Here is a 22,458-nt window from a genome sequence, read left to right as displayed (position 1 = left end):
GCCCACTCCGAGGGGTGGGGCGTGGAGACCGTTGGCAGTCTGAAAATCACCCGTCACGCCCCTCTCCGCACCCACCCCCTGCGCCGCCCCCTTCCGCAGCGCGTCCCTCTCGCGGGGGAGGGAGGGGCCCGATCGCGGTGTGGGGGTGCTCCTCTCGGTGGGGGTGGGGGACACCTTTCGCGGTGGGGGGTGGGGGTGCTCCTCTCGGTGGGGGTGGGGGGACACCTTTCGCGGTGGGGGGTGGGGGTGCTCCTCTCGGTGGGGTGGGGTGTTGGGGTCAGGCGGCGTGGGCGGCTTGGAGCCAGTTGGTGAACTCGCAGGCGAAGTGCCACTGGTGGCCGGTGGGGAGGAGGTCGGGGGCGGCTTCCGGGAACTGGACGGTGAGGCGGATGCGCAGGCCGTCGGGGGTGTCGGCGAATTCGTGGAGGACGTGGAGGACCTCGGTGCCGTCGGCGAGGGTGCCGGTGCCGCCGATGCGGACCGGGAAGGTGTCGTCGCCGGGGAGGTCGTGGTGGAAGTGGAGGAAGAAGCGGGCCGGGCCGGTGCCGATGGTTTCGATGATCTCGACCTGCTCGCCGGTGGAGTCGGCGAGGTAGTGCTCGGGGTTGGCGGCGAGCAGGGCGGCGCGGTCGCCGTCCTGCAGGCGGGCCTGCCACCAGGTGAGGAAGGCGTCGGCGTCGATGCCGGTGGCGGTGAGTTCGGTGACGGCGGTGCGCCGGCGGCCGGCGGAGGCCCGGGCCCAGCCGGCCAGGGCGGTGTCGGCGGCGGTGGTGTCGGGGGTGAGCAGTTCGCGCGTCCGGTCGTCGCCGAGGCGCTGCTTGAGCAGGCGCAGGGCGGCGCGGGCGCGGTCGAGTTCCCAGGCGAGGACGGCCTCCCGGGGGTGGGAGGTGCCGTCGATCTCGGTGCGGATGGTGAGGCCGGGCTGCATGGCGTCGCTCCTTGAAGAGGGCGAGAAGGCGGAAGAATTTTCTCCGCTTCTGGTGACGCTAGCATAGGGGGAGAGATTTTCTCCGGTTAGGGAGTTGTGGATGAGGGCCGACGCGGAGCGCAGCCGGCGCAGGATCCTGGACGCCGCCTGCGAGGTGTTCCTGGAGCGGGGCCCGGACGCCCCGTTGGACGCGGTGGTGCGGCGGGCCGGGGTCGGCCCGGGCACGCTCTACCGGCGGTTCCCCGACCGGGAGGCGCTGGTCCGCGAGCTGGTCACCGACCTGCTGGCCCGGCTCACCGAGGCCGCCGAGCAGGCGCGGGCGGCCGAGCCGGATCCGTACCTGGCGCTGCGCCGCTTCGTGCACGCCGCCGCCGATCTGCGGATGGGGGCGGCGATCGTGGTGCTGTTGGAGCACCTGGTGGTGGACGAGGAGCTGGTGGCGGTTCGCCGGGGCACCGTCGTGGCGGTCGAGGGGCTGCTGCGGGCCGCGCGGGAGGCCGGGCGGCTGCGCCCCGGCGTGGGGATGGGGGACCTGGTGCTGCTCTGCGTCCGGGTGTCCCGTCCGCTGCCGGGGGCGCTGGCGGCGCTGGACGCGGACGGCTCCCTGGTCCACCGGCACCTGGACCTCGCGCTGGCCGGGTTGGCCGGCGAACCGGACGGACCGCCGGGGCGGGCGTTGGGCTTCGACGAGGTGATCGCCGCGGCCGGGCGGCCCGGTGAGCCGGTTCCGGGGCGGGTGACAGAGTGACCGCCATGGACGAGGACGAGCTGGTGCGGGCCTGGCGGGCGGGCGAGCGGGAGCCGGGGGCGGTGCTGCTGGACGGGTTCCACGCGCTGAAGCACGCGCTGCGGTTCGGCGGCGAGGTGCGGCGGGTGCTGACCGCCGACCGGGCGGCTCTGCTGCTGTTGGCGGGTGAGCTGGCGCCGGATGTGGTGCCGGCACTGGAGGGGCTCGCGGTGGAGGTGCCGGAGGCCGTGCTGCGGGGGCTGGTGCCGCGGTTGCACCCGACCGGGGTGGCCGCTTCGGCGGTGCGGCCCGGTGCGCGGGCGAACCGGGCGGTGCTGGCCCGTCGGCCGCGGGCGGCGCCGGTGGTGGTGCTGGAGAATCCGCGCAACCTGGGGAACGTCGGGGCGGTGATCCGGCTGGCGGCGGGGTTCGGTGCCACCGGGGTGGTGACCACCGGGGACCTGGATCCGTGGCACCCGAACGTGCTGCGGGGCAGCGCGGGACTGCACTTCGCGACCGCGGTCGAGCGCCTGGATCCGGAGCAACTGCCGGACGGGCCCCTGTACGTGCTGGATCCGGAGGGGGCGGACATCCGGGACGTGCCGTTCCCCGACGAGGCGCTGCTGGTCTTCGGCACCGAGCGGCACGGCGTGTCGGAGGAGCTCAAGGCGCGCGCCGACCACCTGGTGGCGGTGCCGATGCAGCCGGGGGTGTCCAGCTTCAACCTGGCGACCAGCGTCGGGATGGGCCTCTTCCACTGGATGTCGGGGCGGCGCTGAGGCGCGGTGCCCGGGCGGGCACCGCGCCCCGGCGGGGCCGTCAGGAGAAGAGCCGGCGCCAGGTGTCGGGGCCCGGGTAGCCGTCGGCCTCGCCGCCGCGCCAGCCCTGGGCCTGCTGGAAGGCCTGGACGGCGCGGCGGTCGCTCTCCGTCCAGCGCGGGCCGGGGCCGACGCCGTACGAGCCGCCGAAGCCCTTGCGGACCAGCTGTTCGCCGAGCAGACGGACGTGGTCGTTGTTCTGGCCGGGGCCGAAGTACCGCGCACCGGGGAAGGCCGAGCCGCCGGTGGTGGGCGGCGGGGGCGGCAGCGGGGTGCCGCTCCCGCCGCCGATGTCGCGGCCCTTGCCGTTGACCAGGTAGTCCCAGGTGTCCTTGCCGGGGATGCCGTCGGCCTCGTTGCCGCGCCAGCCCTGGGCCTGCTGGAAGGCCTGGGTGGCCCTGCGGTCGGCCTCGCCCCAGCGCGGGCCGGGGCCCTCGGAGTAGAACGCGGCGCCGCCGCGCCGCACCAGCAGTTGGCCGAGCTCGGTGACGTACGCGTTGTTGGCGCCGGGGCCGAACTTGGCGGTGCCGGGGAAGGCGGTCGAGGAGGTGCCGCCGCCGCCGTTGCCGCCGGCGGACAGGCCGGTGTAGCGGTACGGGACGTAGCCGCCGGAGTTGTTCCAGTACGCGTACGGGGTGGAGCGCTTCTTGGTGGCGGGGCCGGTCTGCTCGTAGGCGACGTACTTGGTGCGGGAGGAGTCGGTCCAGCCGCCGAAGATCGTCACGTGCGAGCCGGCCTGGGGGTTGGCCGGGTTGTTGTAGATGAGGACGTCGCCGGGCTGGAGGTCGTTCTTGCCGATCCGCTCGGCGAAGTCGGGCAGTGTCCAGGTGGTCTGACTGCTGCCCAGGCCCCAGGCCATCGAGACGAAGCCGGAGCAGTCCTGGCGGTAGCCGTCCGACCAGTAGCGGCTCATGCTGTACGGCACGCCCTGGTCGACCCAGGTCTGGGCGCGCTGGATGATCTGGGCCCGGGTGAGCGGCGCCGCGGCGGTGCGCGGGGCGGCGAAGGCGCGGGCGCCGGGGGCCTGGCCGTAGAGGCCGCTGACCTCGCCCTGGGGGGTCTGTGACCGGGCGCTGCTGCTGCCGCCCGGGGTGGGGCCGGGCGCGGGGGCCGCGGTGGCGGAGCCGGCGGCGGCCGTTCCGCCGCCTATCGCGGTGCCCACGGCGGCCATCAGGACGGCGGCCCGGCGGCGGACGCTGCGGGCGGCGGCGTGGCCGCCCTCGTGGACCGGCGCGGCGTGCAGCCGTGCGCGTCGGCGGGCGTTGCAGCCCCCGCATATGCAGTCCTCCGCCGGTTCGACGTCGTCGAACTCGATGAGCGGGGACAGGGGGTCGGTCAGGGTCATGCTCCGCCTCTTTCCCGGACTATTCCGCGTGTTATCCGGACCAAAGTCCCAAAGCGGGCGGGATGAGTCACGGTGGGTTAGGCCGAACGGGTGAGACCCGTTCGGCTCCCGGGCGTTGCGTCGATCGGCGGGAGGGCCCAGGGGAGGTGAGGCGCGGTCAGCGCGGGATGGCGGCCGAGTACTCGGGGTCGCTCCAGGTCAGCGGGGTGGCGTCGGCCAGTTCGACGACGCCGGTGACGGTCAGTTCGACCATCCGTTCGGCGCCCGGGACGCCCTGCCGGGCCTCCTCGGACCAGTCGGCGCGGGCCTCGCCGGTCACCAGCAGCGCCCCGCCGGTCTCCCAGTCGGGCAGCAGCAGGCCGGCGCGCGGGTCCAGCTCCAGGTTCCCGAGCGTCAGGAACATGCTGTTGCCCGGGTACTCCGGCCAGCGCAGCCGGTCCGGTGCCACCGGTCGCAGGAAGCCGGGGAGGCCGCCGCGGTGGGAGGCGTCCACGCTGCCGTCCGGGCCGGTGCTGGCGATGAAGAAGGTGTCCGCGGTGGCCGCCGCCAGGCGCTGCGCGGTGGTCAGCGCCGGACCGGTGGCGACCGTGCGGGGCGGGCCGGCGGCCGGGCGGTCCGTCGGGGTGCGGCGCTGGATGTACTTCGGGCAGTTGGCGACCACCTCCTCGGCGTGCACCAGCAGCCCGCCCCGGCCGTCCGGGACGGAACGCCCGTTGAGCCGCATCCGGCGCCGGCCGGCCGGGTCCAGTGCGATGGTGCCGACCCGGGCCGGGCGGTCCAGGGCCCCGGCCAGCGGGTCGGCCCCGGCCGGGAGGGCGGCGACGGCCAGGGTGTGTTCGTCCGGGGCGGAGAGGAAGCCGGCCGGGCCGGCCAGCTGGGTGGCCCAGACCCGGCCGTCCCGGTCGGCGGCGCCGACGACCAGCATCCGGCGCTCGGTCAGGAAGCGGGCGGCGACCGTCGGGACGGTGCGGCGGATCGACCGGCCGGCGTGGTCGGCCCGTCCGGTCCGGTCGGCCCGGGCCTGGACGGTCCGCTCGCCGGGGTGGTACGGCGTGCTGGTGGTCATGGTCGGCTCCCTGGCGGTGGTCGGGGCGCGTTCTAGAAGAAGCCGCAGGTCGGGGCATCGGCGGTGGGGGCTTCGGCCTCGGTGCCGTCCACGCCGGTGCGGGTGTAGACCTCCAGCCGGATGCCGTCCGGGTCGGTGAAGAAGATGCCGCCGGAGGACGAGCCCTCGCTGTGCGGGACGACGCCGTCGTAGGCGAACTCCGCGCCGAGCCCGCGCAGCAGCCGTTCGGTGGCGCGGACCTCGTCGAGGCTCTCGACCTCGAAGGAGAGGTGGTGCAGGCCGGGGCCGGTGGTGGCGAAGGTGCCCGCGCTCTGCTGCCAGAGCGTCACCACCAGGCGGCCGTCGCGGCCGAGCAGGGCGTAGCGGCGTTCGGGGTCGGTGCCTTCGGCGGTGACCTCCAGGCCGAACACGGCGCGGTAGAAGTCGAGCGAGCGGGCCAGGTCGGTGACGTTCAGTCCCACGTGGCCGGTCTGCAGGGTGCGGAGCTGGGTGGTGGCGGACATGCCTGGTCACTCCCGGAGGCTTCGGGGTCCGGCGAGGCTGCTGCCTAACCGGTACTCATGAGAGTAGGAGTTAGGTGATGCAGCGTCAACCAGTGAACGGCGGTGGAACGGTTAGGTTTTGCGGTGGGCACGCGAAAGCCCCGCCGGGCCTGACGGTCCCGACGGGGCTCGGAGGGAGGGAGGCCCGGCCCCTGGCTAGGCCCACTCCCAGCGGATGCCGATGTGGCCCGGCTGCTGGTCCGGGGCCAGGACGTGGGCGCTCGCCGAGGCACCGATCCACAGCTGTTCGCGGCGGTGGTCGACGTCGGCGCCGGGCTCGCGGTCGTAGCGCTCGCAGTGCGCGGGGACGGCCGCCGGGTCGAAGTGCACCTGGAGCACGTACTCGCGCACCGGGCTGGCGAAGCGGCGGCTGTACTCCATGGTCGGGCCGCCGGGCGGGATCTCCACCTCGTACTCGAAGACCGTGCTGTCGCCGAGGCCGAGCGGGCGGTCCAGCATCAGCTCGGCGACGATCAGCCCGGCCTCGGGGCGGCGGCGCACCCGGCCCAGCCGGCCGTGCCGCACCGAGGTGATCTCCGGACAGCCGGCCGCCTCCTCGTCGGCCATGTGCACCACCAGGCAGCGGCCGACGCCGCCGACCGTGGCGCGCACCACCTGGCGCATCCGCAGCAGGTTGCCGCGCCGCTCGGCGTCCACGTAGTAGGAGTCGTGGATGCTCAGCCGCTCCAGCTCGCCGGCCGGCGGGGCGTTCAGCTCGGCGAAGATGTTGGCGATCTCCTGCTCGCCCGGCCAGACGTCCTCCAGTCCGAGGTGGCAGGTGTTGGCCGCGGCGGCCCAGCGGCCGCGCGGGCGCGGCGGGCCGAGCAGGGAGGAGAGCGCGCTGTGCGGCAGGCCGAGCAGTTCCTCCAGCAGGTGGACGGCGCGCAGCGAGCTGGCCCGTTCGGGCTGGCTGCGGCCGCGCCGCCAGTAACTCAGGGTCGTGACACTGACCCTGACACCCCGTCCGGCGAGGGCGGCGCGGATGCGGTCCAGGCTGAGGCCGCTGGCCTCGATGGCCAGGTGCAGGGTGTCCGCGAAGCCGCCGACCGGGGCGAGCCGGCCGGGCGTTGGTGCGGGGGCGCCGGCGGGAGCCGGTCCGGGGCGCTCCGTGTGCGACCCGACCAGCCGCAGTCGCGCGGCGTCCTGTGGTTGCTGTGCGGCCATGCGGTGACCCTCCCCACCAGGTGAGTTCGGCGGGACCGGGCCGGCGCCGGGGCGCGCCGCCAGCGGCTTCACCGAGCTTTGGGGAACCCTATGCACGGTCGAGAGGCTACGTCATCAGTCGTGCGTATGACAGTGGTCACGGCAGGTGGACCGAAGGGTTAGCGATCTTGAAACAGTCCGGAAACACGAGCCGCCGACCTGGGCCCGCACACCGCCGTGGGCGGGCCCGGACGGACACCGCCGGGGCGGGCCATGACGGCTCCGCCCCGGCGGGGGTTCGGTGGTGCTACCGGTCGGTGATCAGCTCACGTTCAGCGCGACGTCGTCGATCACGAAGCTGGTCTGCTGCGACGAGTCCTCGGTGCCGGTGAACTTGATGGTCACGGTCTGGCCGGCGAAGGAGGTCAGGTCCAGGGTGCGCTGGACGTAGCCCGCGGCGGCGTTCGCGTTGGAGTAGGTCGCCAGCGTGGTGCTGTTGGCCTGGACGGTCAGCTTGTCGTACGCGGTGGTGCCGGTCTCCGCGGTGTCGATGTGCAGCCAGAAGGTCAGCTTGGCGGAGGCGCAGCCGGCCGGGATCGAGACGGTCTGCGACATGGTGTCGGTGTGGGCCGAGCCGTAGCCGTTCATCCAGGCCTTCCAGCTGCCCGAGTGGGCCGCCTGGGAGGAGCTGTTGTCGACCACGCCGCTGGAGGTGGTCCACGGGGAGGCGGTGCCGGTCTCGAAGCCGCCGTTGGTGACGAGCTGGGCGGCGGTGCAGCCGCCGGACGGCGGGGTGGTGCCGCCGCCGAGCAGGGCGGTGGTCAGCGCGTCGGCGACCGGGGAGCCCCAGCCGGTGACCTGGTCGTAGCCGGCCTTCGCGGAGAAGTCCTGGTTGGCGCCGGTGGTCACGTCGTGGAAGGTGCTGCCGTAGGCGCTGCTGTTCGCGACCGAGTACAGCCGCGGGCTCGCCTCGCCCAGGACCGGCTGCCCGGCGGTCTTGGCCTTCTGGTTGAACTGGGCCGCGTAGCCGGACCAGAGCGGCGCGGCGGCGCTGGTGCCGCCGTAGACCTGCCAGCCGCCGGCGGTGTAGATCGCGAAGCCGCTGGCCGGGTCGGCGTTGGAGGAGACGTCCGGGACGGTGCGCATGGTGCCGCTGACACCGGTGCCGGTCTGCCAGCTCGGCTTGGCGAACACGGTGGAGACGCCGCCGCCGGCGGTGCTCCAGGCGCTCTCCGAGGAGTAGGCGTTGCCGCTGGAGACCTTGAGGTTGGTGCCGCCGACGCCGGTCTGGTGCGGGCTGGAGGCCGGGAAGTCGACCGCCTTGACGGAGGAGCCGCTGGTGGAGCGGGTGCAGTCGCGGGAGCCGTCGTCGCCGGAGGCGGAGAAGATCGAGATGCCCTGGGCGGCGGCCTGCTTGAAGGCGTTGTCGACCGCGGTCATCGAGGCGGCGGTGGTGTCCGGCTCGCAGGAGCCCCAGGAGATCGAGACCACCGAGACCTTGTTGTCGGTCACGATCTTGTTGGCCATGTCGATCTCGCCCTGGTCGCTGTTGGGCGCCTCGTAGACCAGCTGGGTGGCCTTGGGCGCCGCGCCGCGGACGATCTCGCTGTCCAGCTCGACCTCGCCCTGGCCCTGGCCGGGGGCGGAGTCGTAGTTGGCGCCGTCCACCGAGACGGTGGAGACGGCCGGGCCGGACAGGCCGTACTGGGAGTCGTAGGTGGTCAGGTTGGTCTTGCTGTAGCCGTCGAACTCCCACAGCGCGACCGTGGTGCCGGTGCCGTCCGCGCCGGTCCTGTTGAGGTTGTACGCGCCGGTGTACTGGGCCGGGGCCATGCCGCTCGGGGTGGCGGTCGCCGCGTTCGGGGTGACCGCGTTCGGCGTGGCGATGCGGTTCTTGCGCACCGCGTGGTTGTCCAGGCCGCTGATGCCCTGGACCACGGCGGCCAGGTCGGAGGGGATCGAGGCCGCGGCGTCGTTGGCGAAGAAGGCGCGCTGCAGCTGCGGGTCCAGGTACGAGCTCTCGTGGGTGCCGAAGGCCTGGGAGACCTGGGCGGCGGTGCCGTGGGCGTTGACCACCTGGCGGTTGGCGCTCACCTCGCCGACGGTCAGGCCCTGCTGGGCCAGGTACGTCCTGACCTGGTCGACGGCGGCCTGGGTCGGGCCGAACCGCGCGGTGAACTGCTCCGGCGTCAGGTAGTGGCCGTACTCCGGGGTGCCCGGGGTGGCGACGGCGGTGAGGAAGCGGTCCAGGGCGTCGCTGTCGCGCAGCTTCAGGCTGACGGACACCGCGATCTGCTGCGCGGCCGGAACGTCACCCTTCTTCTCCGAGTGGGCCACCGCGGGGTTCACGGTGTTCGGCAGGGCGACGCGCGGGGTGGCGTTGGGCGTGGCGGCCTGCGCGGTGGAGACACCGAGCGAGACGGCGGTCAGCGGCAGCACGGCTATCGCCGCGGCGAGGGCAAGGGAGCGGGGACGCAACGGATCCTCCTCTGGCCGGCTGTGGGGGCCGGCAAGGGGCCAGGCGTTCAGGGGGTCGAGAACGCTGGCTCGAACATGACAGAACCCGTGTGCGAATTGGCTCATGGCCGGGCAATTCGTTGCTAAAAAACAGTCAACTGTGGAGGGTGGGAAACTCGGCGGTTCCATACAGTGAATGGACGGGATTCCGGGGCCGGTCCGACCCGGTTCGGCCGAGGGGGGCGGACGTAGAATCGGACCGAGCCGAGGGAGAGCCATGACCGATGCGCAGCCCGACCCGAGGGACCCGCGACCGCTGATCGGCGAGCCGCTCGCGCTCGACCTGCTCAACACCCGCTGGGCCGGAACGCCCGTCAACGACCTGCTCACCGACGTCGAGGGGTACGCGATCTGGCTCTCCTCCGCCGGGCTGGGCGGACGCTGCGCGGCCGACGAGGCGGGCCTGGCGGCGATCCGGCAGACCCGCGAGGCGATCCTGTCGGCCGCCCGGGACGCCCGCGAGCAAGGCGAGTTGGGCGCCGCGGCGCGGGACGGACTGGACGCGGTGCTGGCGCGCGGACGGATCCGGCGCACGGCGGCACCGGGCGGGGCCGAGGACCGGATCGAGGCCGACGGGCCGCAGTGGCTGGCGCCCTGGCTGGCGGCGGACGGCTTCCTCGCGCTGCTCGGCGAGGGGGCCCACCGGATCAGGCAGTGCGCGCACGAGGCGTGCATCCTGCACTTCTTCGACGCCTCGCAGAACGGCCGCCGGCGGTGGTGCCGGATGGCGGTGTGCGGGAACCGGGCGAAGGCGGCGCGGCACTATGTGAAGGCCCGGGGCTGACGGGCCTGCGGGCTGACGGACTGACGGGCTGACCGGCGGGTCGGCGGGCGGGCCGGAGCAGTGCGGGCGGACGCGCGACTCGGCGCGCGCCCGCCCGCGGGACGGTCAGGCCGGGGTGCCCAGCCAGTCGGTGAGGGCGGTGCGGAGCTCGCCCTGGCCGGGGTCGACGGCGCCCCAGGCGACGTAGCCGTCCGGGCGGATCAGCAGGACGGTGTCGCGCAGCTTGCCGTGCGGGTCGGCGGGGGCGGCGCAGACCACGCGGTCGGTCCAGGGCTCGGCGGCGGCCAGCTCGTCATTGCTGACCAGGACGAACTTCCCGGCGCGCAGCGCCTCGTAGAGCCGCTCCGGGGCGGCGGGGGCGCCCTCGACGGGCTTGCTCAGGGCGGTCAGCCGCAGGTCCGGGACGCGCTTGCCGACCTGCGGGTGGGCGTCCTTGGGGGCGGGGTAGGAGATGCCGATGCCGGAGACCAGCCTGGCGCCGCGCTCGGTGACCGGGTCGAGGTGGCCGCCCAGCGCGGTCAGCGCCCCGCGCAGGGCGCGGGTGGGGGCGGACTCGGCGAGCGCCAGCCGGATCAGCGCGCCGGAGGTGCGCAGCACCGTCCGGCCGACCGGGTGCCGCTCGGTCTGGTAGGTGTCCAGCAGGGCGTCGGTGGCGTGGCCCCGGAGCGCGGCGGCGAGCTTCCAGGACAGGTTGGCGGCGTCCTGGAGGCCGGTGTTCATGCCCTGGCCGCCGGCCGGGGAGTGGCAGTGCGCGGCGTCGCCGGCCAGGAAGACCCGGCCGGAGCGGTAGTTGGGGGCCTGTCGCTCGTCGCTGTGGAAGGTGGAGCTCCAGCGCACCTCGTGCAGGCCGTGGTCCTCGCCGAGGATGGCCCGGGTGAGGTCGGTGAGCTGCTCGGTGGTGGGGGTGGTGCCGTCCGGGTACCGCTCCTCGCGGTCCCAGGCGATGATCCGGAACCAGCCGTCGCCGAACGGGGCGATGAAGGCGAAGCCGGCCTGGTTGGCGCCGACGGTGATCGCCTGGGCGGGCTCGCGGTCCAGCCGGACGTCGGCCAGCACCACGGAGTCGACCACGGACTCCCCGGGGAACGGGATGCCCAGCAGGTCGCGGACGGTGGAGTGGACGCCGTCGGTGGCGACCGCGTACGCGGCGCGGTGGCTGTGCCCGTCCCGGGTCTCCAGCGTCACGCCCTCGGCGTCCTGGTGCAGCCCGGTGACCTCGGCGCCGCGCAGCACGGTCGCGCCGGCGTGCTCCGCGCGCTCCAGCAGCACCCGCTCGACGTTGTACTGCGGGGTGATCAGGACGAACGGGAAGCGGGTGGGCAGCGAGCCGAGGTCGACGCCGAAGCGGTCGAACATCCTCAGTTCGGCGAGCGGACGGCCGGTGGCGATCAGCTCCTCGGCCAGGCCCCGGGCGTCCAGCAGCTCCAGGCTGCGGGCGTGCACGGCGAAGGCCCGGGTGAGGTTGGACTCGGTGGCCCGCTTCTCCAGCACCGTGACGCCGACCCCGGCGGCGGCGAGGTCGCCGGCCAGCAGCAGTCCGGTCGGTCCGGCACCGACGATCAGGACGTCGGTTTCGGTCGTCGGCTTCACGGCCATGTATTCAGCTCCCGTTCCTCGGAGGGCGGTCGGACGCCGTTCCCGGCGTTCTCCCAGCCTCCATCATCGCGGGCGCCGTCGGGGCTGTGAACCGCCGGGTCCCGGCGGTGGGTGACCGCCGGGATCCGGGTACGGGTCGGACGGCTCAGGCGTGCCGGCGGATCTCCACCGTGCGGAACCGGTTGGCGACGAACGCGCCGTCGCAGTAGGCCGCGTTGGCGGCCGGGTTGGCGCCGGTGCCGTGCAGGTCGGAGAAGGCTGCGGTCTGGTTGGGGTAGACCCCGCCGGTGAGGTTGAGCGAGAGCGAGACGCCGGAGTCCAGCGCGGCCTCGACCAGCAGCGCCTCCACCGCGGGCGAGGTGGTGTAGCCGGAGGCGGTCATGGCGCCCTTCTCGCGGACCGTGGTGCGCAGCAACTCGACGGCGGCGGCGGTGGATTCGACGGCGACGGCGAAGGAGACCGGGCCGAAGCACTCGCTGCGGAAGACCGCGCGGTCGTCCGGCTTGTCGGCGTCCAGCTTGACCAGCGCGGGGGTGCGGACGGTCGCGCCGGGGAAGTCCGGCGAGGTCACCGCGCGCGGGGCGAGGGCGAGTTCGCCGTACTCGCCGCCGGCCGCGGCGGCCGAGCGCTGGAGCACCCCGGGGTTGACCACGGCGCCGAGGATCGCCGCGGCGCGGGCGTCGTCGGACAGCAGGCCCTCGATGGCGCCGGCCAGGTCGGAGACCACCTGGTCGTAGGACTTGTCGCCCTGGTCGGTGGCGATGCCGCCGCGCGGGATCAGCACGTTCTGCGGGGTGGTGCACATCTGGCCGCTGTAGAGCGAGAGCGCGAAGGCCAGGTTGCCCAGCATGCCCTTGTAGTCGTCGGTGGAGTCGATCACCACCGCGTTGACGCCGGCCTTCTCGGTGTACACCTGCGCCTGCTTGGCGTGCTCCTCCAGCCACTCGCCGAAGGCGGTGGAGCCGGTGTAGTCGATCAGCTTGATCGCCGGGTGGACGGCGAGCGCCTGGGCGACGGTGCCGCCCTCGTGCTCGGCGGCCAGGCAGACCAGATCGGCGTCGAAGCCGGCCTCGGCGAGCACCTCGCGGGCGATCCGCACGGTCAGCGCGAGCGGCAGCACGGCCCGCGGGTGCGGCTTGACCAGCACCGGGTTGCCGGTGGCCAGCGAGGCGAACAGGCCCGGGTAGCCGTTCCAGGTGGGGAAGGTGTTGCAGCCGATCAGCAGCGCGAGGCCGCGCGGGACGACGGTGAACTCCTTGGTCATCACCAGCGGGTCGCGCTTGCCCTGCGGCTTGGTCCAGCCGGCCTGCCGGGGCAGCCGGGTCTGCTCGGCGTAGGCGTAGGCGACGGCCTCCAGGCCGCGGTCCTGGGCGTGCGGGCCGCCGGCCTGGAAGGCCATGCCGTAGGCCTGGCCGGTGGTGTGCATGACGGCCTGGGCGAACTCGTGGGAGCGGGCGTTGATCCGGTGCAGGATCTCCAGGCAGACGGCGGCGCGCTCCAGCGGGGTCGCGGCGGCCCAGCCGGGGCGGGCGGCGGTGAGCGCGGCGATCAGCGCGTCCGGGGCGGCGTGCGGGTAGGTGATGCCCAGCTCGACGCCGTACGGGGAGGCCTCGCCGCCGACCTGGTCGCCGTCGGTGGGGTGGCCGTCGAGGGCGAAGGGCTTGCCGAGCAGGGCGTCGAAGGCGGCCTTGCCGTCCGCCGGGCCGCTCTCGCCGTAGGCCTTCGGGAACTCGGGGTAGGGCGACCAGTAGTCGCGCTCGGTGGCGGCGGTGAGCGCGGCGTCCAGGGTGGCCTGGTGGCGCTCGACCAGCTCGCTGACGAGGGGGTGGGTGACCGCTGCGGACATCTGTGCGCTCCTCGGAGGGCCTCGAAAAGCAGGACGGGACACGTCACAGAGTAACCGAACGATCGGTCGGCTCAAGGGGGTGCAGCGGGGGAATCCGGCGGGAACGCACAGGGGGCGCGTCCATGGCGGACGCGCCCCCGTGGGCTCGGGTGGTCCGGGTCTACGGCACGCCGAGCTCGAAGAGGACGTACCCGGCGTACCAGCCGGAGGCGACCGCGCCGGTCCCCAGGACGGTGGCCAGCACCGGCAGGCTCAGCTTGCGCATCGCCACCGCCAGCGCGATGAACAGCGGGAACACGGGCATCAGGTAGCGCGAGACGTTGCCGAAGATGCCGAGGCTGCCGAGCACCGAGACGATCGTGGCCAGCGTGTAGGCGGTCAGCACCAGCGGCGGGCGCAGCCGGACCAGCAGCACGATCAGCACCGGCAGGCTGAACACGATCAGGGTGGCGAGGAGGTCCGGCACCGGGAAGCCGTAGGGGTAGTCGCTGCGGCCCAGCATCACCCCGCGGATCGCGTGCCAGGTGCCCTGGCCCCAGTCGAAGTAGTGCATCCAGGCGTCCTGCTGGATCCGGAAGTAGCCGCCCCACTCGCCCGTCCGCCAGCCCACCCAGCCGACGTAGCCGAGCAGGCCGACCGGGGCCAGCACCATCGCGGTCAGCGGGCGCAGGACGCCGCTCTCCCGGCGGTACAGCTCGACGATCGCGGCCAGGCCGACGGCACCGATCAGGGCCGCGGAGGTGGGCCGGTTGAGCCCGGCGACCAGGGTGATCACCCCGGCGGCGATCCACTGCTTGGTCATCACGCAGTAGCAGGCCCAGGCGGCCAGCGCGACGAACAGCGAGTCCGAGTAGACGGCCCACTCGGCTCCCGACCCCGGGACGATCGCCCAGATGCCGGCCGCGATCACGCCCGAGCGCGCGTCCGAGGTGAGCTTCTCCACGACGGCGTAGATGCCGGCCGCGGCGAACAGCGAGGACACCACCGAGACGAGCATCCCGGCGCCGTACAGGCCGAGGCCGGTGGTCTCCGAGACCATCCGCATCAGGCCCGGGTAGAGCGGGAAGAAGGCGGCCGAGTTCTGCTCGATGGTGTAGCCGATCGGACCGTTGGGGATCGGTACGAGCGCCGGATGGTAGCCGAACTGCGCCACCTGCTGGTACCACCAGCCGTCCCAGGTGGCCAGCACGTCCCAGGGGTTGGCGCCGCCGCCGAACCGGGCCGGCTTCTTGGCGTAGTCGCCGGCGAAGGAGAGCAGCTTCATGAAGACGGTGAAGCCGATCAGCTTCAGCACCGCGTAGCACCACACGGCCGGTCCGTAGCGGACCACCAGCCGGCGGCCGCGTTCCTGCCAGGTGCGCCCGGTGTCCGCCGGCTCCTCGCTGCGCTGCTCTGGCATGTCGGAGGCGACTGCCGGTATTGCGTTCATCAGCCGTGGACCCCAGTGCTCTGGACGTGGACGGATCGTCCGGAGATTCTAGGGCCTGCCTTTCCGGGCTGGTGTGGACCAGTCGGACCCGATCGCGTAACGCGGGGGGCGGCCGGGGATACTCGGAGGATGGCCGATCACACCACGCGCACCGCCTACACCGTGGAGTCACTGCTCGCGGTGACCGTCGACGTGTTCAACGAGCGCGGCTACGACGGCACTTCCATGGAGGACCTGTCCCGGGCGGCGGGGATCTCCAAGTCCTCCATCTACCACCACGTGCGCGGCAAGGAGGAACTGCTGCGGCTGGCGGTCGGGCGGGCGCTGGACGGGCTGTTCGCGATCCTGGTCGAGCCGGCCGCGGTCCGGGGCCCGGCGGTGGAGCGGCTGGAGCACGTGGTGCGGCGCACCGCCGAGGTGCTGCTGGAGGAACTGCCGTACGTGACGCTGCTGCTGCGGGTGCGCGGCAACACGGCCACCGAGCAGTGGGCGCTGGAGCGCCGGCGGGACTTCGACCACCAGGTGGCCGAGCTGCTGCGGGCGGCGGTCGCGGACGGCGCGCTGCGCGCGGACGTGGAGCCGAGGCTGGCCACCCGGCTGCTGTTCGGGATGATCAACTCGATCGTGGAGTGGTACCGGCCGGGGCTCAAGGCCGCCGACGGGGTCGCGGACGCGGTGGTCCACCTGGCCTTCGACGGGCTGCGGGCGCGCTGACCGGCCCGGCCCGCCGCGGCGGGCCGACCGGTGGGCCGGTCGGTGAGACCGGCGGCCCGGCCGGTCAGATCGGCGGCACCTGGTCGGTCTCCTCGAAGACCAGCATGGTCCGGGTGCCGAGCACCTGGGGAATGGACTGGATGCTGCCCAGCACCAGCTCCCGCAGGGCCTGGTTGTCGGCGGTGTGCACCAGCAGCAGGACGTCGAAGTCCCCGCCGACCAGCGCGATGTGCGCCACCCCGGGCAGCTCCAGCAGCCGTTCGCGCACCGTCCGCCAGGAGTTCTGGACGATTTTCAGGGTGACGTACGCGGACGCGGTCTGACCTGCCCGTTCGTGGTCCACCCTGGCAGTGAAGCCGCGGATGATGCCGTCCTCGACCATTCTGGAGATCCGGGCGTACGCGTTGGCCCGGGACACGTGCACCCGCTCGGCCACCGAGCGGATGGAGGCGCGACCGTCCTGCTGCAGCAGCCGAAGGATCGACCGGTCGACCTGATCGAGTCTGGACATCTGTTCAGCAGACATGACCCCCCACCCCCACCGATTGGACACACTGCCACCAGTCGACCGCCGAACAGGCCGAATGTCCACCACCTTGTCACGCTTCTGGTCAAGATGAACAGACGACCGAACAATCGGTAGGGAGCCCCCGCCACCCCTGGAGGTGCCCCGAGATGACCGTTCTCGACCACAGACACCACACGAGCGTGCCCGGCTGGCTGCCCGGGGCCACCGCTCCGCGCACCGACCCGGCGCCCCTCCTCCCGGACCCGTCCCCCGTCCGGGCGCTCGGCACCCCGGCCCTGGAGAAGTACGACCCGGCCCTGCTGCGCGAGCTCTACCGCCGGCTGGTCGTCGGCCGCCGCTACAACCAGCAGGCCACCACCCTGACCAAGCAGGGCCGGCTCGCCGTCTACCCGGCGTCCACCGGCCAGGAGGCCTGCCAGGTCGCCGCCGCGCTGGTGCTCGGCGAGCACGACTGGCTCTTCCCCAGCTACCGCGACACCCTCGCGGTGGTCTCCCGGGGCGTCGACCCGCTGGAGGCGCTGACCCTGCTGCGCGGCAACGCCCACACCGGCTACGACCCGCGGGCCAGCCGCACCGCCCCGCTCTGCACGCCGCTCGCCACCCAGGCCCCGCACGCCGTCGGGCTGGCGCACGCCGCCCGGCTGCGCGGCGAGCCGGTGGTCGCGCTGGCGATGCTCGGCGACGGCGGCACCAGCGAGGGCGACTTCCACGAGGCGCTGAACTTCGCGGCCGTGCTCGGCGCCCCGGTGGTCTTCCTGGTGCAGAACAACGGCTACGCGATCTCCGTCCCGCTCAGCGCCCAGTCCGCCGCACCGAGCCTGGCCCACAAGGCCGTCGGCTACGGCATGGCGGGCCGGCTGGTGGACGGCAACGACGCGCCCGCCGTGCACTCGGTGCTGACCGAGGCGGTCGAGCGGGCCCGGGCCGGCGGCGGCCCGACCCTGGTCGAGGCGCTGACCTACCGGATCGACGCCCACACCAACGCCGACGACGCCACCCGCTACCGCACCGAGCCCGAGGTGGCCGCCTGGCGCGAGCACGACCCGATCCTGCTGATGGAGCGCGCGCTGCGCGGGCTCGGCGTGCTGGACGACCGGCTGGTGCGGGAGGCGGCCGACGAGGCCGAGGCGCTGGCGGCCCGGATGCGGGCCGAGTTCCACGCCGACCCGGCCCTGGACCCGATGGCGCTGTTCGCCCACGTCTACGCCGAACCGACCCCACAACTACGGGAGCAGGAAGCCCAGTTGGCCGAAGAGCTGGCCGCCGAGGCGGAGGTGGCGGACCGGTGAGCACCTCCCACCCGTCGCCCGCGCCCACCCTCGGCGGGGCCTCCCCCAGCCTCCGGCCGGGGGGACCCCCATCGCGGCGCCCCTCCGACGCCCGCCCGTCGAGCATGGCCCAGGCGCTCAACTCCGCGCTGCGGGACGCCATGCGCGAGGACCCGGCGGTGCACGTGCTCGGCGAGGACGTCGGCGCGCTCGGCGGCGTCTTCCGGATCACCGACGGGCTCACCGCCGAGTTCGGCCCGGAGCGCTGCCTGGACACCCCGCTGGCCGAGGCCGGCATCCTCGGCACCGCGATCGGCATGGCGATGTACGGGCTGCGCCCGGTCGTCGAGATGCAGTTCGACGCCTTCGCCTACCCGGCGCTGGAGCAGCTGTTCTCGCACGTCGCCAAGATGCGCAACCGCACGGCCGGCAGGATGCCGCTGCCGATCACCGTCCGCATCCCGTACGGCGGCGGCATCGGCGGCGTCGAGCACCACAGCGACGCCTCCGAGGCGTACTACACCAGCACCCCCGGCCTGCACGTGGTCACGCCGGGAACGGTGGCCGACGCGTACGGGCTGCTGCGCGCCTCGATCGCCTCCGACGACCCGGTGGTCTTCCTGGAGCCCAAGCGGCTCTACTGGGGCAGGGCCGACTTCGACCCGGCGACGCCGGTCGAACCGATCGGCCGGGCGGTGCTGCGGCGCACCGGCACCTCCGCCGTGCTGATCACCTACGGCCCCTCGCTGCCGGTCTGCCTGGAGGCGGCCGAGACGGCGAAGGCCGAGGGCTGGGACCTCGCGGTGCTGGACCTGCGCACCCTGGTGCCCTTCGACGACGAGACGGTCTGCCGGGTGGTGCGCTCGCTCGGCCGGGCCGTGGTGGTGCACGAGGCGAGCGGCTTCGGCGGCACCGGCGCGGAGATCGCCGCCCGGGTCACCGAGCGCTGCTTCCACCACCTGGCCGCGCCCGTGCTGCGGGTCACCGGCTTCGACATCCCGTACCCGCCGCCGATGCTGGAGCACCACCACCTGCCCGGGGTGGACCGGATCCTGGACGCGGTCGCCCGGCTCCAGTGGGAGGACCGAGGATGATGCCCGTCGTGCGCGAGTTCCGGCTGCCCGACCTCGGTGAGGGTCTCACCGGGGCGGAGGTGGTGCGCTGGATGGTCGAGGTCGGCGAGGTGATCGCCGTCGACCAGCCGGTGGTGGAGGTGGAGACCGCCAAGGCCGTGGTGGAGGTGCCCTGTCCGTACGGCGGGGTGGTCACCGCGCGGTACGGCGAGGTGGGCGAGGAGATCGCCGTGGGCGCGCCGCTGGTGACGGTCGCGGTGGGGCCGTCGTCGTCGGGGAGCGGTCCGCAGGCTCCGGATGAGCCGGGCGTCGTCGCCGCTCCCGCGGCCTCCGAGGTGGAGCGGCCGCTGGTCGGGTACGGCGTCGCCGAGCCGGGCCGGGGCGGGCGCCGGCGCCGGGTCGGGGGGCCGGCCGCGGTGCCGGCCCCGGTCGTGGCCGGTGGCGGTGCCGCTGCTGGTGCTGGTGCTGGTGCTGCGGCCGGTGCGCCGGCGGGTGCGGTGGCCGTGCGGGCTCCGGCGGTGCCGACCGGGCCCGCGGTGGTGCCGGTGATCTCGCCGCTGGTGCGGCGGCTGGCCCGGGAGCAGGGGGTCGACCTGACCGCGCTCGCCGGGAGCGGGCCGGACGGACTGATCATGCGTGCGGACGTCGAACGGGCGGTCGCGGCCAGGGTGGCCGCTCCGGCGCCCGCCGGGCCGGCCGTGCGGGACGGTGTGGTCCCGCTGCGCGGACTGCGCAAGGCGGTGGCCGAGAAGCTGAGCCGCAGCCACCGGGAGATCCCGGCGGCGACCTGCTGGGTGGATGCGGATGCCACCGAACTCATGGCGCTGCGAAGGCAGTTGAACGCCACGCCGGGGCCGAAGGTGAGCGTGCTGGCGCTGCTGGCGCGGATCTGCACCGTCGCGCTGGCGCGCTTCCCGGAGCTCAACTCCTCGGTGACCGAGGACGGTTCGGGCATCGTCCGGCATTCGGCGGTGCACCTGGGCTTCGCCGCGCAGGGCGAGCGCGGGCTGGTCGTCCCGGTGGTCCGGGACGCGCAGAACCGCAGCACCGAACAACTCGGCGAGGAACTGGCCCGGTTGACCGAGGCTGCGCGCGGCAGTGAGCTCACCCCGGCCGAACTGACCGGCGGGACCTTCACGTTGAACAACTACGGGGTGTTCGGCGTGGACGGTTCCACCCCGATCCTCAACCACCCGGAGGCGGCGATGCTCGGGGTCGGCCGGATCGTGGCCAAACCCTGGGTCCACCAGGGGGAGTTGGCGGTGCGCGAGGTGACCCAGCTGTCGTTCACCTTCGACCACCGGGTCTGCGACGGCGGGACGGCGGGCGGCTTCCTGCGGTTCGTCGCCGACTGCGTGGAGCAGCCGGGGATGCTCCGGCCACCGATGGAACCCGGGCCCCCCTTCGGGGGGTTATGGGTCGCCCGGGGGGGGCGGGGGGCCCCCCCGCGCCACCGCGGACCGGGGAGAGTAGCGCGTCCCCGGCCCGGATGTCCGGGCTTCGCGCGATTCGTCGGAGGAGCGCTCCGGCCGTGCCACGCTGCCCTGGCGCCAGTAGGGACAAGCCGAGTGGTGGCGCAGCCGGCCGGAGGCGAAACGATTCTCTTGGGTACTCGAAACGTAGCGGTGAAGTCCCGCGGGACAGTCCTGGTCCGCACCGGACACGGCTCGGCGGGGGCCGCCTCCGTCCCGGGCCTGCCGACGGGCGCGCCCGGGCGGGCCCCGGCGCGGGAGGTGGTGCGGGAGGTGGCCGTCCGGCCGTCGACGCCGCTGGACCCGCTGGACCCGCTGGACCTGCCGCCCCTGCCGGCGGCGGAGGCGCCGACGGCGGTGCTGCCGCCGGTGTCGCTGCTGGAGCCCGTCCGGCCGGTGATCCCGGCCCGGCCGCCGCACCCGCCGGCCGTGCCCGCCCCCGCCCCCGCCCCCGCCACCGGCCCCGCCACCGGCCCCGGCCCCGCTTCCGGTTCCGGCGCCGCGCCCGCCACCGGCGCCGTCCTCGCTCCGGACCCCACCTCCTTCCGCCCGCTGTTCGCCGACGCGCCCGGCCTCAACTGGGCCGGGCCGGGCGACCGGTGGACCGAGGCCTGGGGCGTGCGGACCCCCGTCGGGCAGCTCCCGGCCGCACCGCCCGCCGTCGCGCTCCCCGCTGCCGGGCTCCCCGCCGTCGGCCTTCCCGCTGCGGGTCAGGACGGGACCGCCGGCCGACCGCCGCTCACCGGCCGGGAGGTCGCGCTGGTCCGGGCCGGCCTCGCCGCCGTCGGGCCGGACGCCGACCGGGCCACCGCGCACTTCTTCGCGCTGCTCTTCCTGCGCCACCCCGAGCTCCGCCCCTCCTTCCCCGCCGCCATGGACGTCCATCGCGACCGGCTGTTCCGCACCCTGCTGGCCGTCGTGCGCGAGATCGACCAGCCGGTGGCCCTGCGCGCCACGCTGACCGGGCTCGGCCGAGACCACCGTCGGTACGGCACGCTGACCGGGTACGACGCCGCGGTGGAGGAGTGCCTGGTGGCGACGCTGGCCCGGTACGCGGGCGGCCACTGGGACGCCGAGGCCGAATCGGCCTGGCGCCGCGCCTACCGGATGATCTCCTCGGCCGTGATCGAGGCCGCCGAGGAGGACGCCCGGACCTCGCCGCCCTGGTGGCAGGGCGAGATCGTCCGGCACGAGCGCCGCACCCGGGACGTCGCGGCGATCACCGTCCGCCCGGACCAGGCGTACCCGTTCCGGGCCGGGCAGTACGCCGCCCTGGAGACGCCCTGGTGGCCGAGGGTCTGGCGGCAGTACTCCTTCGCCGGGGCGCCCCGTCCGGACGGGCTGCTGACCTTCCACGTCAAGGCCGTCCAGGCGGGCTGGGTGAGCAACGCGCTGGTCCACCGGGCCGCGCCCGGGGACGTGCTGCGGCTCGGTCCGGCGGCCGGCTCGATGACCGTCGACCACGCGGCGGGACCGGACCTGCTCTGCCTCGGCGGGGGCACCGGCATCGCGCCGATCCGCGCCCTGGTCGAGGAGGCGGTCGAGCACGGCGTGCCCGGCCGCCGGGTCGAGGTGTTCTACGGGGCCCGCCGGGCCGAGGAGCTGTACGCGCTGGGCGAGCTGCGCGAACTGGCCGCGCGGAACCGGTGGCTGACGATCCGTCCGGTGCTGTCCGGTGGCGCCCCGGCGGGTGTCCTGCTGCCCGGGGGTCCGCTGCCCGGCGGGCCGCTGACCGGCGAACTGCCCGAGGTGGTGAGCCGGTTCGGCCCGTGGACCGGGCGCGAGGCGGTGCTCAGCGGGCCGGCCGCGATGGTGCGCACGGGCGTCGGGGCACTGCTGCGGGCCGGGGTGCCGGCCGAGCGGATCCGGCACGACCCGGTCGGCGACCCGACCGCGGGTTGATCACCCGAGGTCGGGTGCGAGGAGCGCGCGGATGCCCTCGATGTTGGCCGCCAGGTACGCCCGCAGCCGGGGCGGGACCACGTTGACCGAGGTGACGCCCTCGCGGGTGAACGGCAGCCGGACCACCTCGTACTCGCCGTTGGGGTCGGTCACTTCGGGCCCGTGCCGCCGGCTGAGGTCCATCGAGGCGAGCCGGCAGACGAAGAAGTGCTGCACCTTGACCCCGTGCGGGTGCGGCAGGGTGCCGTCGTCGACGGCGGCACCCCCGGCCGGTGGCTGGGGCATGGTGTGGCTGATGGTGTCGACGAAGGCGGGCACCACGTCCACGACCTTGCCGCCGAGCTCCTCGTCCACCTCGCGGTGCAGCGCCTCGACCACCGTCCGGTCCTCGCGCTCGACCCCGCCGCCGGGGGTGATCCAGTACGGGTGCGGCGAGTCCGGCCGGACCCGCCGGATCAGCACGATCGACGCCGGGCCGTACGGATCGTCCGGGTCGAGCTCCAGCAGGATCGCCCGCGCGGTGCGCTTCACGACGGGGCGCGGTGGCGGCGGAGTGCGGTTCTCGGGGCCCATGGCCACCTCCGGGACTGGCGCGTTGTGCGGGATTCTCCCGCGCCGGGGCGGGGGCGAAACCCGGGGAACAGGGCGAAACACACCGGGAACGGGTCGAAACGCCGACCCGGTCGGGTGCATCCGTTCGGGGCCCCGCTGTGCTGCAATGAGCAGCTATCGGGCAAATCGGAGGTTTCGCTCCGCATG

At 74.3% G+C, this 22,458-nt stretch carries 18 protein-coding genes and 1 pseudogene; 8 read left to right on the top strand and 11 right to left on the bottom strand.

Going from position 1 to position 22,458, the window contains the following annotated elements:
- Positions 1-277: 277 nt before the first annotated feature.
- On the bottom strand, positions 278-928 hold the full coding sequence (locus ACFVHV_RS26325) for a hypothetical protein (protein ID WP_380353968.1): 651 nt from the start codon (positions 926-928) through the stop codon (positions 278-280).
- A gap of 100 nt (positions 929-1,028) precedes the next feature.
- Here ACFVHV_RS26325 and ACFVHV_RS26320 point away from each other — a divergent pair, with 100 nt between their 5' ends.
- Both ACFVHV_RS26320 and ACFVHV_RS26315 read left to right on the top strand, forming a co-directional pair.
- Positions 1,029-1,676, top strand: a complete 648-nt coding sequence (locus ACFVHV_RS26320) for a helix-turn-helix domain-containing protein (RefSeq protein ID WP_359905239.1) — start codon at positions 1,029-1,031, stop codon at positions 1,674-1,676.
- A gap of 5 nt (positions 1,677-1,681) precedes the next feature.
- Positions 1,682-2,434 (top strand): RNA methyltransferase, encoded by a 753-nt coding sequence (locus tag ACFVHV_RS26315; protein ID WP_359905236.1) that lies wholly within the window; start codon positions 1,682-1,684, stop codon positions 2,432-2,434.
- A 40-nt stretch (positions 2,435-2,474) separates the two neighbouring features.
- On the opposite strand, the gene ACFVHV_RS26310 is transcribed toward ACFVHV_RS26315, so the two are convergent.
- From ACFVHV_RS26310 to ACFVHV_RS26290, 5 genes are all read right to left on the bottom strand, one after another.
- Positions 2,475-3,818 carry a peptidoglycan-binding protein gene (locus tag ACFVHV_RS26310; RefSeq protein ID WP_380353966.1) on the bottom strand — a complete coding sequence of 448 codons (1,344 nt, stop codon included), beginning with the start codon at positions 3,816-3,818 and terminating at the stop codon, positions 2,475-2,477.
- A 157-nt stretch (positions 3,819-3,975) separates the two neighbouring features.
- On the bottom strand, positions 3,976-4,884 hold the full coding sequence (locus ACFVHV_RS26305; RefSeq protein ID WP_380353963.1) for a pyridoxamine 5'-phosphate oxidase family protein: 909 nt from the start codon (positions 4,882-4,884) through the stop codon (positions 3,976-3,978).
- 32 nt (positions 4,885-4,916) lie between these two features.
- On the bottom strand, positions 4,917-5,387 hold the full coding sequence (locus ACFVHV_RS26300; protein WP_359905227.1) for a VOC family protein: 471 nt from the start codon (positions 5,385-5,387) through the stop codon (positions 4,917-4,919).
- Between the two features lie 195 nt (positions 5,388-5,582).
- The gene (locus ACFVHV_RS26295) at positions 5,583-6,590 is read right to left on the bottom strand and encodes an XRE family transcriptional regulator (RefSeq protein ID WP_359905225.1); all 1,008 of its coding nucleotides are present in this window, start codon (positions 6,588-6,590) and stop codon (positions 5,583-5,585) included.
- Between the two features lie 300 nt (positions 6,591-6,890).
- Entirely contained in the window at positions 6,891-9,047 is a 2,157-nt protein-coding gene (locus tag ACFVHV_RS26290) for a protease pro-enzyme activation domain-containing protein (RefSeq protein ID WP_380353960.1), read from the bottom strand.
- Positions 9,048-9,303: 256 nt separating this feature from the next.
- Between ACFVHV_RS26290 and ACFVHV_RS26285 the strand changes: the two genes are divergently transcribed.
- Positions 9,304-9,870, top strand: coding sequence for a CGNR zinc finger domain-containing protein (locus ACFVHV_RS26285; RefSeq protein ID WP_359905219.1), 567 nt, complete (start codon positions 9,304-9,306; stop codon positions 9,868-9,870).
- A 105-nt stretch (positions 9,871-9,975) separates the two neighbouring features.
- Here the strand turns inward: ACFVHV_RS26285 and ACFVHV_RS26280 are convergent, their stop codons facing one another.
- From ACFVHV_RS26280 to ACFVHV_RS26270, 3 genes are all read right to left on the bottom strand, one after another.
- Positions 9,976-11,466 carry an FAD-dependent monooxygenase gene (locus ACFVHV_RS26280; RefSeq protein ID WP_380353956.1) on the bottom strand — a complete coding sequence of 497 codons (1,491 nt, stop codon included), beginning with the start codon at positions 11,464-11,466 and terminating at the stop codon, positions 9,976-9,978.
- 145 nt (positions 11,467-11,611) lie between these two features.
- Positions 11,612-13,312 (bottom strand): phenylacetic acid degradation protein PaaN, encoded by a 1,701-nt coding sequence (gene paaN, locus ACFVHV_RS26275; RefSeq protein ID WP_380353954.1) that lies wholly within the window; start codon positions 13,310-13,312, stop codon positions 11,612-11,614.
- A gap of 160 nt (positions 13,313-13,472) precedes the next feature.
- Complete coding sequence (locus ACFVHV_RS26270; RefSeq protein WP_359905210.1) at positions 13,473-14,711, bottom strand: hypothetical protein; 1,239 nt, start codon at positions 14,709-14,711, stop codon at positions 13,473-13,475.
- A gap of 159 nt (positions 14,712-14,870) precedes the next feature.
- Between ACFVHV_RS26270 and ACFVHV_RS26265 the strand changes: the two genes are divergently transcribed.
- Complete coding sequence (locus tag ACFVHV_RS26265) at positions 14,871-15,455, top strand: TetR/AcrR family transcriptional regulator (RefSeq protein ID WP_359905207.1); 585 nt, start codon at positions 14,871-14,873, stop codon at positions 15,453-15,455.
- Positions 15,456-15,519: 64 nt separating this feature from the next.
- On the opposite strand, the gene ACFVHV_RS26260 is transcribed toward ACFVHV_RS26265, so the two are convergent.
- Positions 15,520-15,966 (bottom strand): Lrp/AsnC family transcriptional regulator, encoded by a 447-nt coding sequence (locus ACFVHV_RS26260; protein ID WP_359905204.1) that lies wholly within the window; start codon positions 15,964-15,966, stop codon positions 15,520-15,522.
- A gap of 164 nt (positions 15,967-16,130) precedes the next feature.
- Here ACFVHV_RS26260 and ACFVHV_RS26255 point away from each other — a divergent pair, with 164 nt between their 5' ends.
- From ACFVHV_RS26255 to ACFVHV_RS26240, 4 genes and pseudogenes are all read left to right on the top strand, one after another.
- Positions 16,131-17,273 (top strand): thiamine pyrophosphate-dependent dehydrogenase E1 component subunit alpha, encoded by a 1,143-nt coding sequence (locus ACFVHV_RS26255; protein WP_380353950.1) that lies wholly within the window; start codon positions 16,131-16,133, stop codon positions 17,271-17,273.
- A gap of 104 nt (positions 17,274-17,377) precedes the next feature.
- Positions 17,378-18,346, top strand: coding sequence for an alpha-ketoacid dehydrogenase subunit beta (locus ACFVHV_RS26250; protein ID WP_359905247.1), 969 nt, complete (start codon positions 17,378-17,380; stop codon positions 18,344-18,346).
- Positions 18,346-19,701 (top strand): annotated as a pseudogene (locus tag ACFVHV_RS26245) (dihydrolipoamide acetyltransferase family protein); the annotation flags it as partial. The gene ACFVHV_RS26250 and the pseudogene ACFVHV_RS26245, both read left to right, overlap by 1 nt.
- Positions 19,696-21,699 carry a globin domain-containing protein gene (locus tag ACFVHV_RS26240; RefSeq protein WP_380353970.1) on the top strand — a complete coding sequence of 668 codons (2,004 nt, stop codon included), beginning with the start codon at positions 19,696-19,698 and terminating at the stop codon, positions 21,697-21,699. The pseudogene ACFVHV_RS26245 and the gene ACFVHV_RS26240, both read left to right, overlap by 6 nt.
- Here the strand turns inward: ACFVHV_RS26240 and ACFVHV_RS26235 are convergent, their stop codons facing one another.
- Positions 21,700-22,272 (bottom strand): NUDIX domain-containing protein, encoded by a 573-nt coding sequence (locus ACFVHV_RS26235; RefSeq protein ID WP_359905196.1) that lies wholly within the window; start codon positions 22,270-22,272, stop codon positions 21,700-21,702.
- Between the last annotated feature and the right edge of the window lie 186 nt (positions 22,273-22,458).

The organism is Kitasatospora sp. NPDC127116, from assembly GCF_042677365.1.
In the GTDB taxonomy this organism is placed as follows: domain Bacteria; phylum Actinomycetota; class Actinomycetes; order Streptomycetales; family Streptomycetaceae; genus Kitasatospora; species Kitasatospora lactacystinica.
The sequence above is the reverse complement of the archived record's forward strand: the minus strand, read 5'-3'. Positions and strand labels throughout refer to the sequence as shown.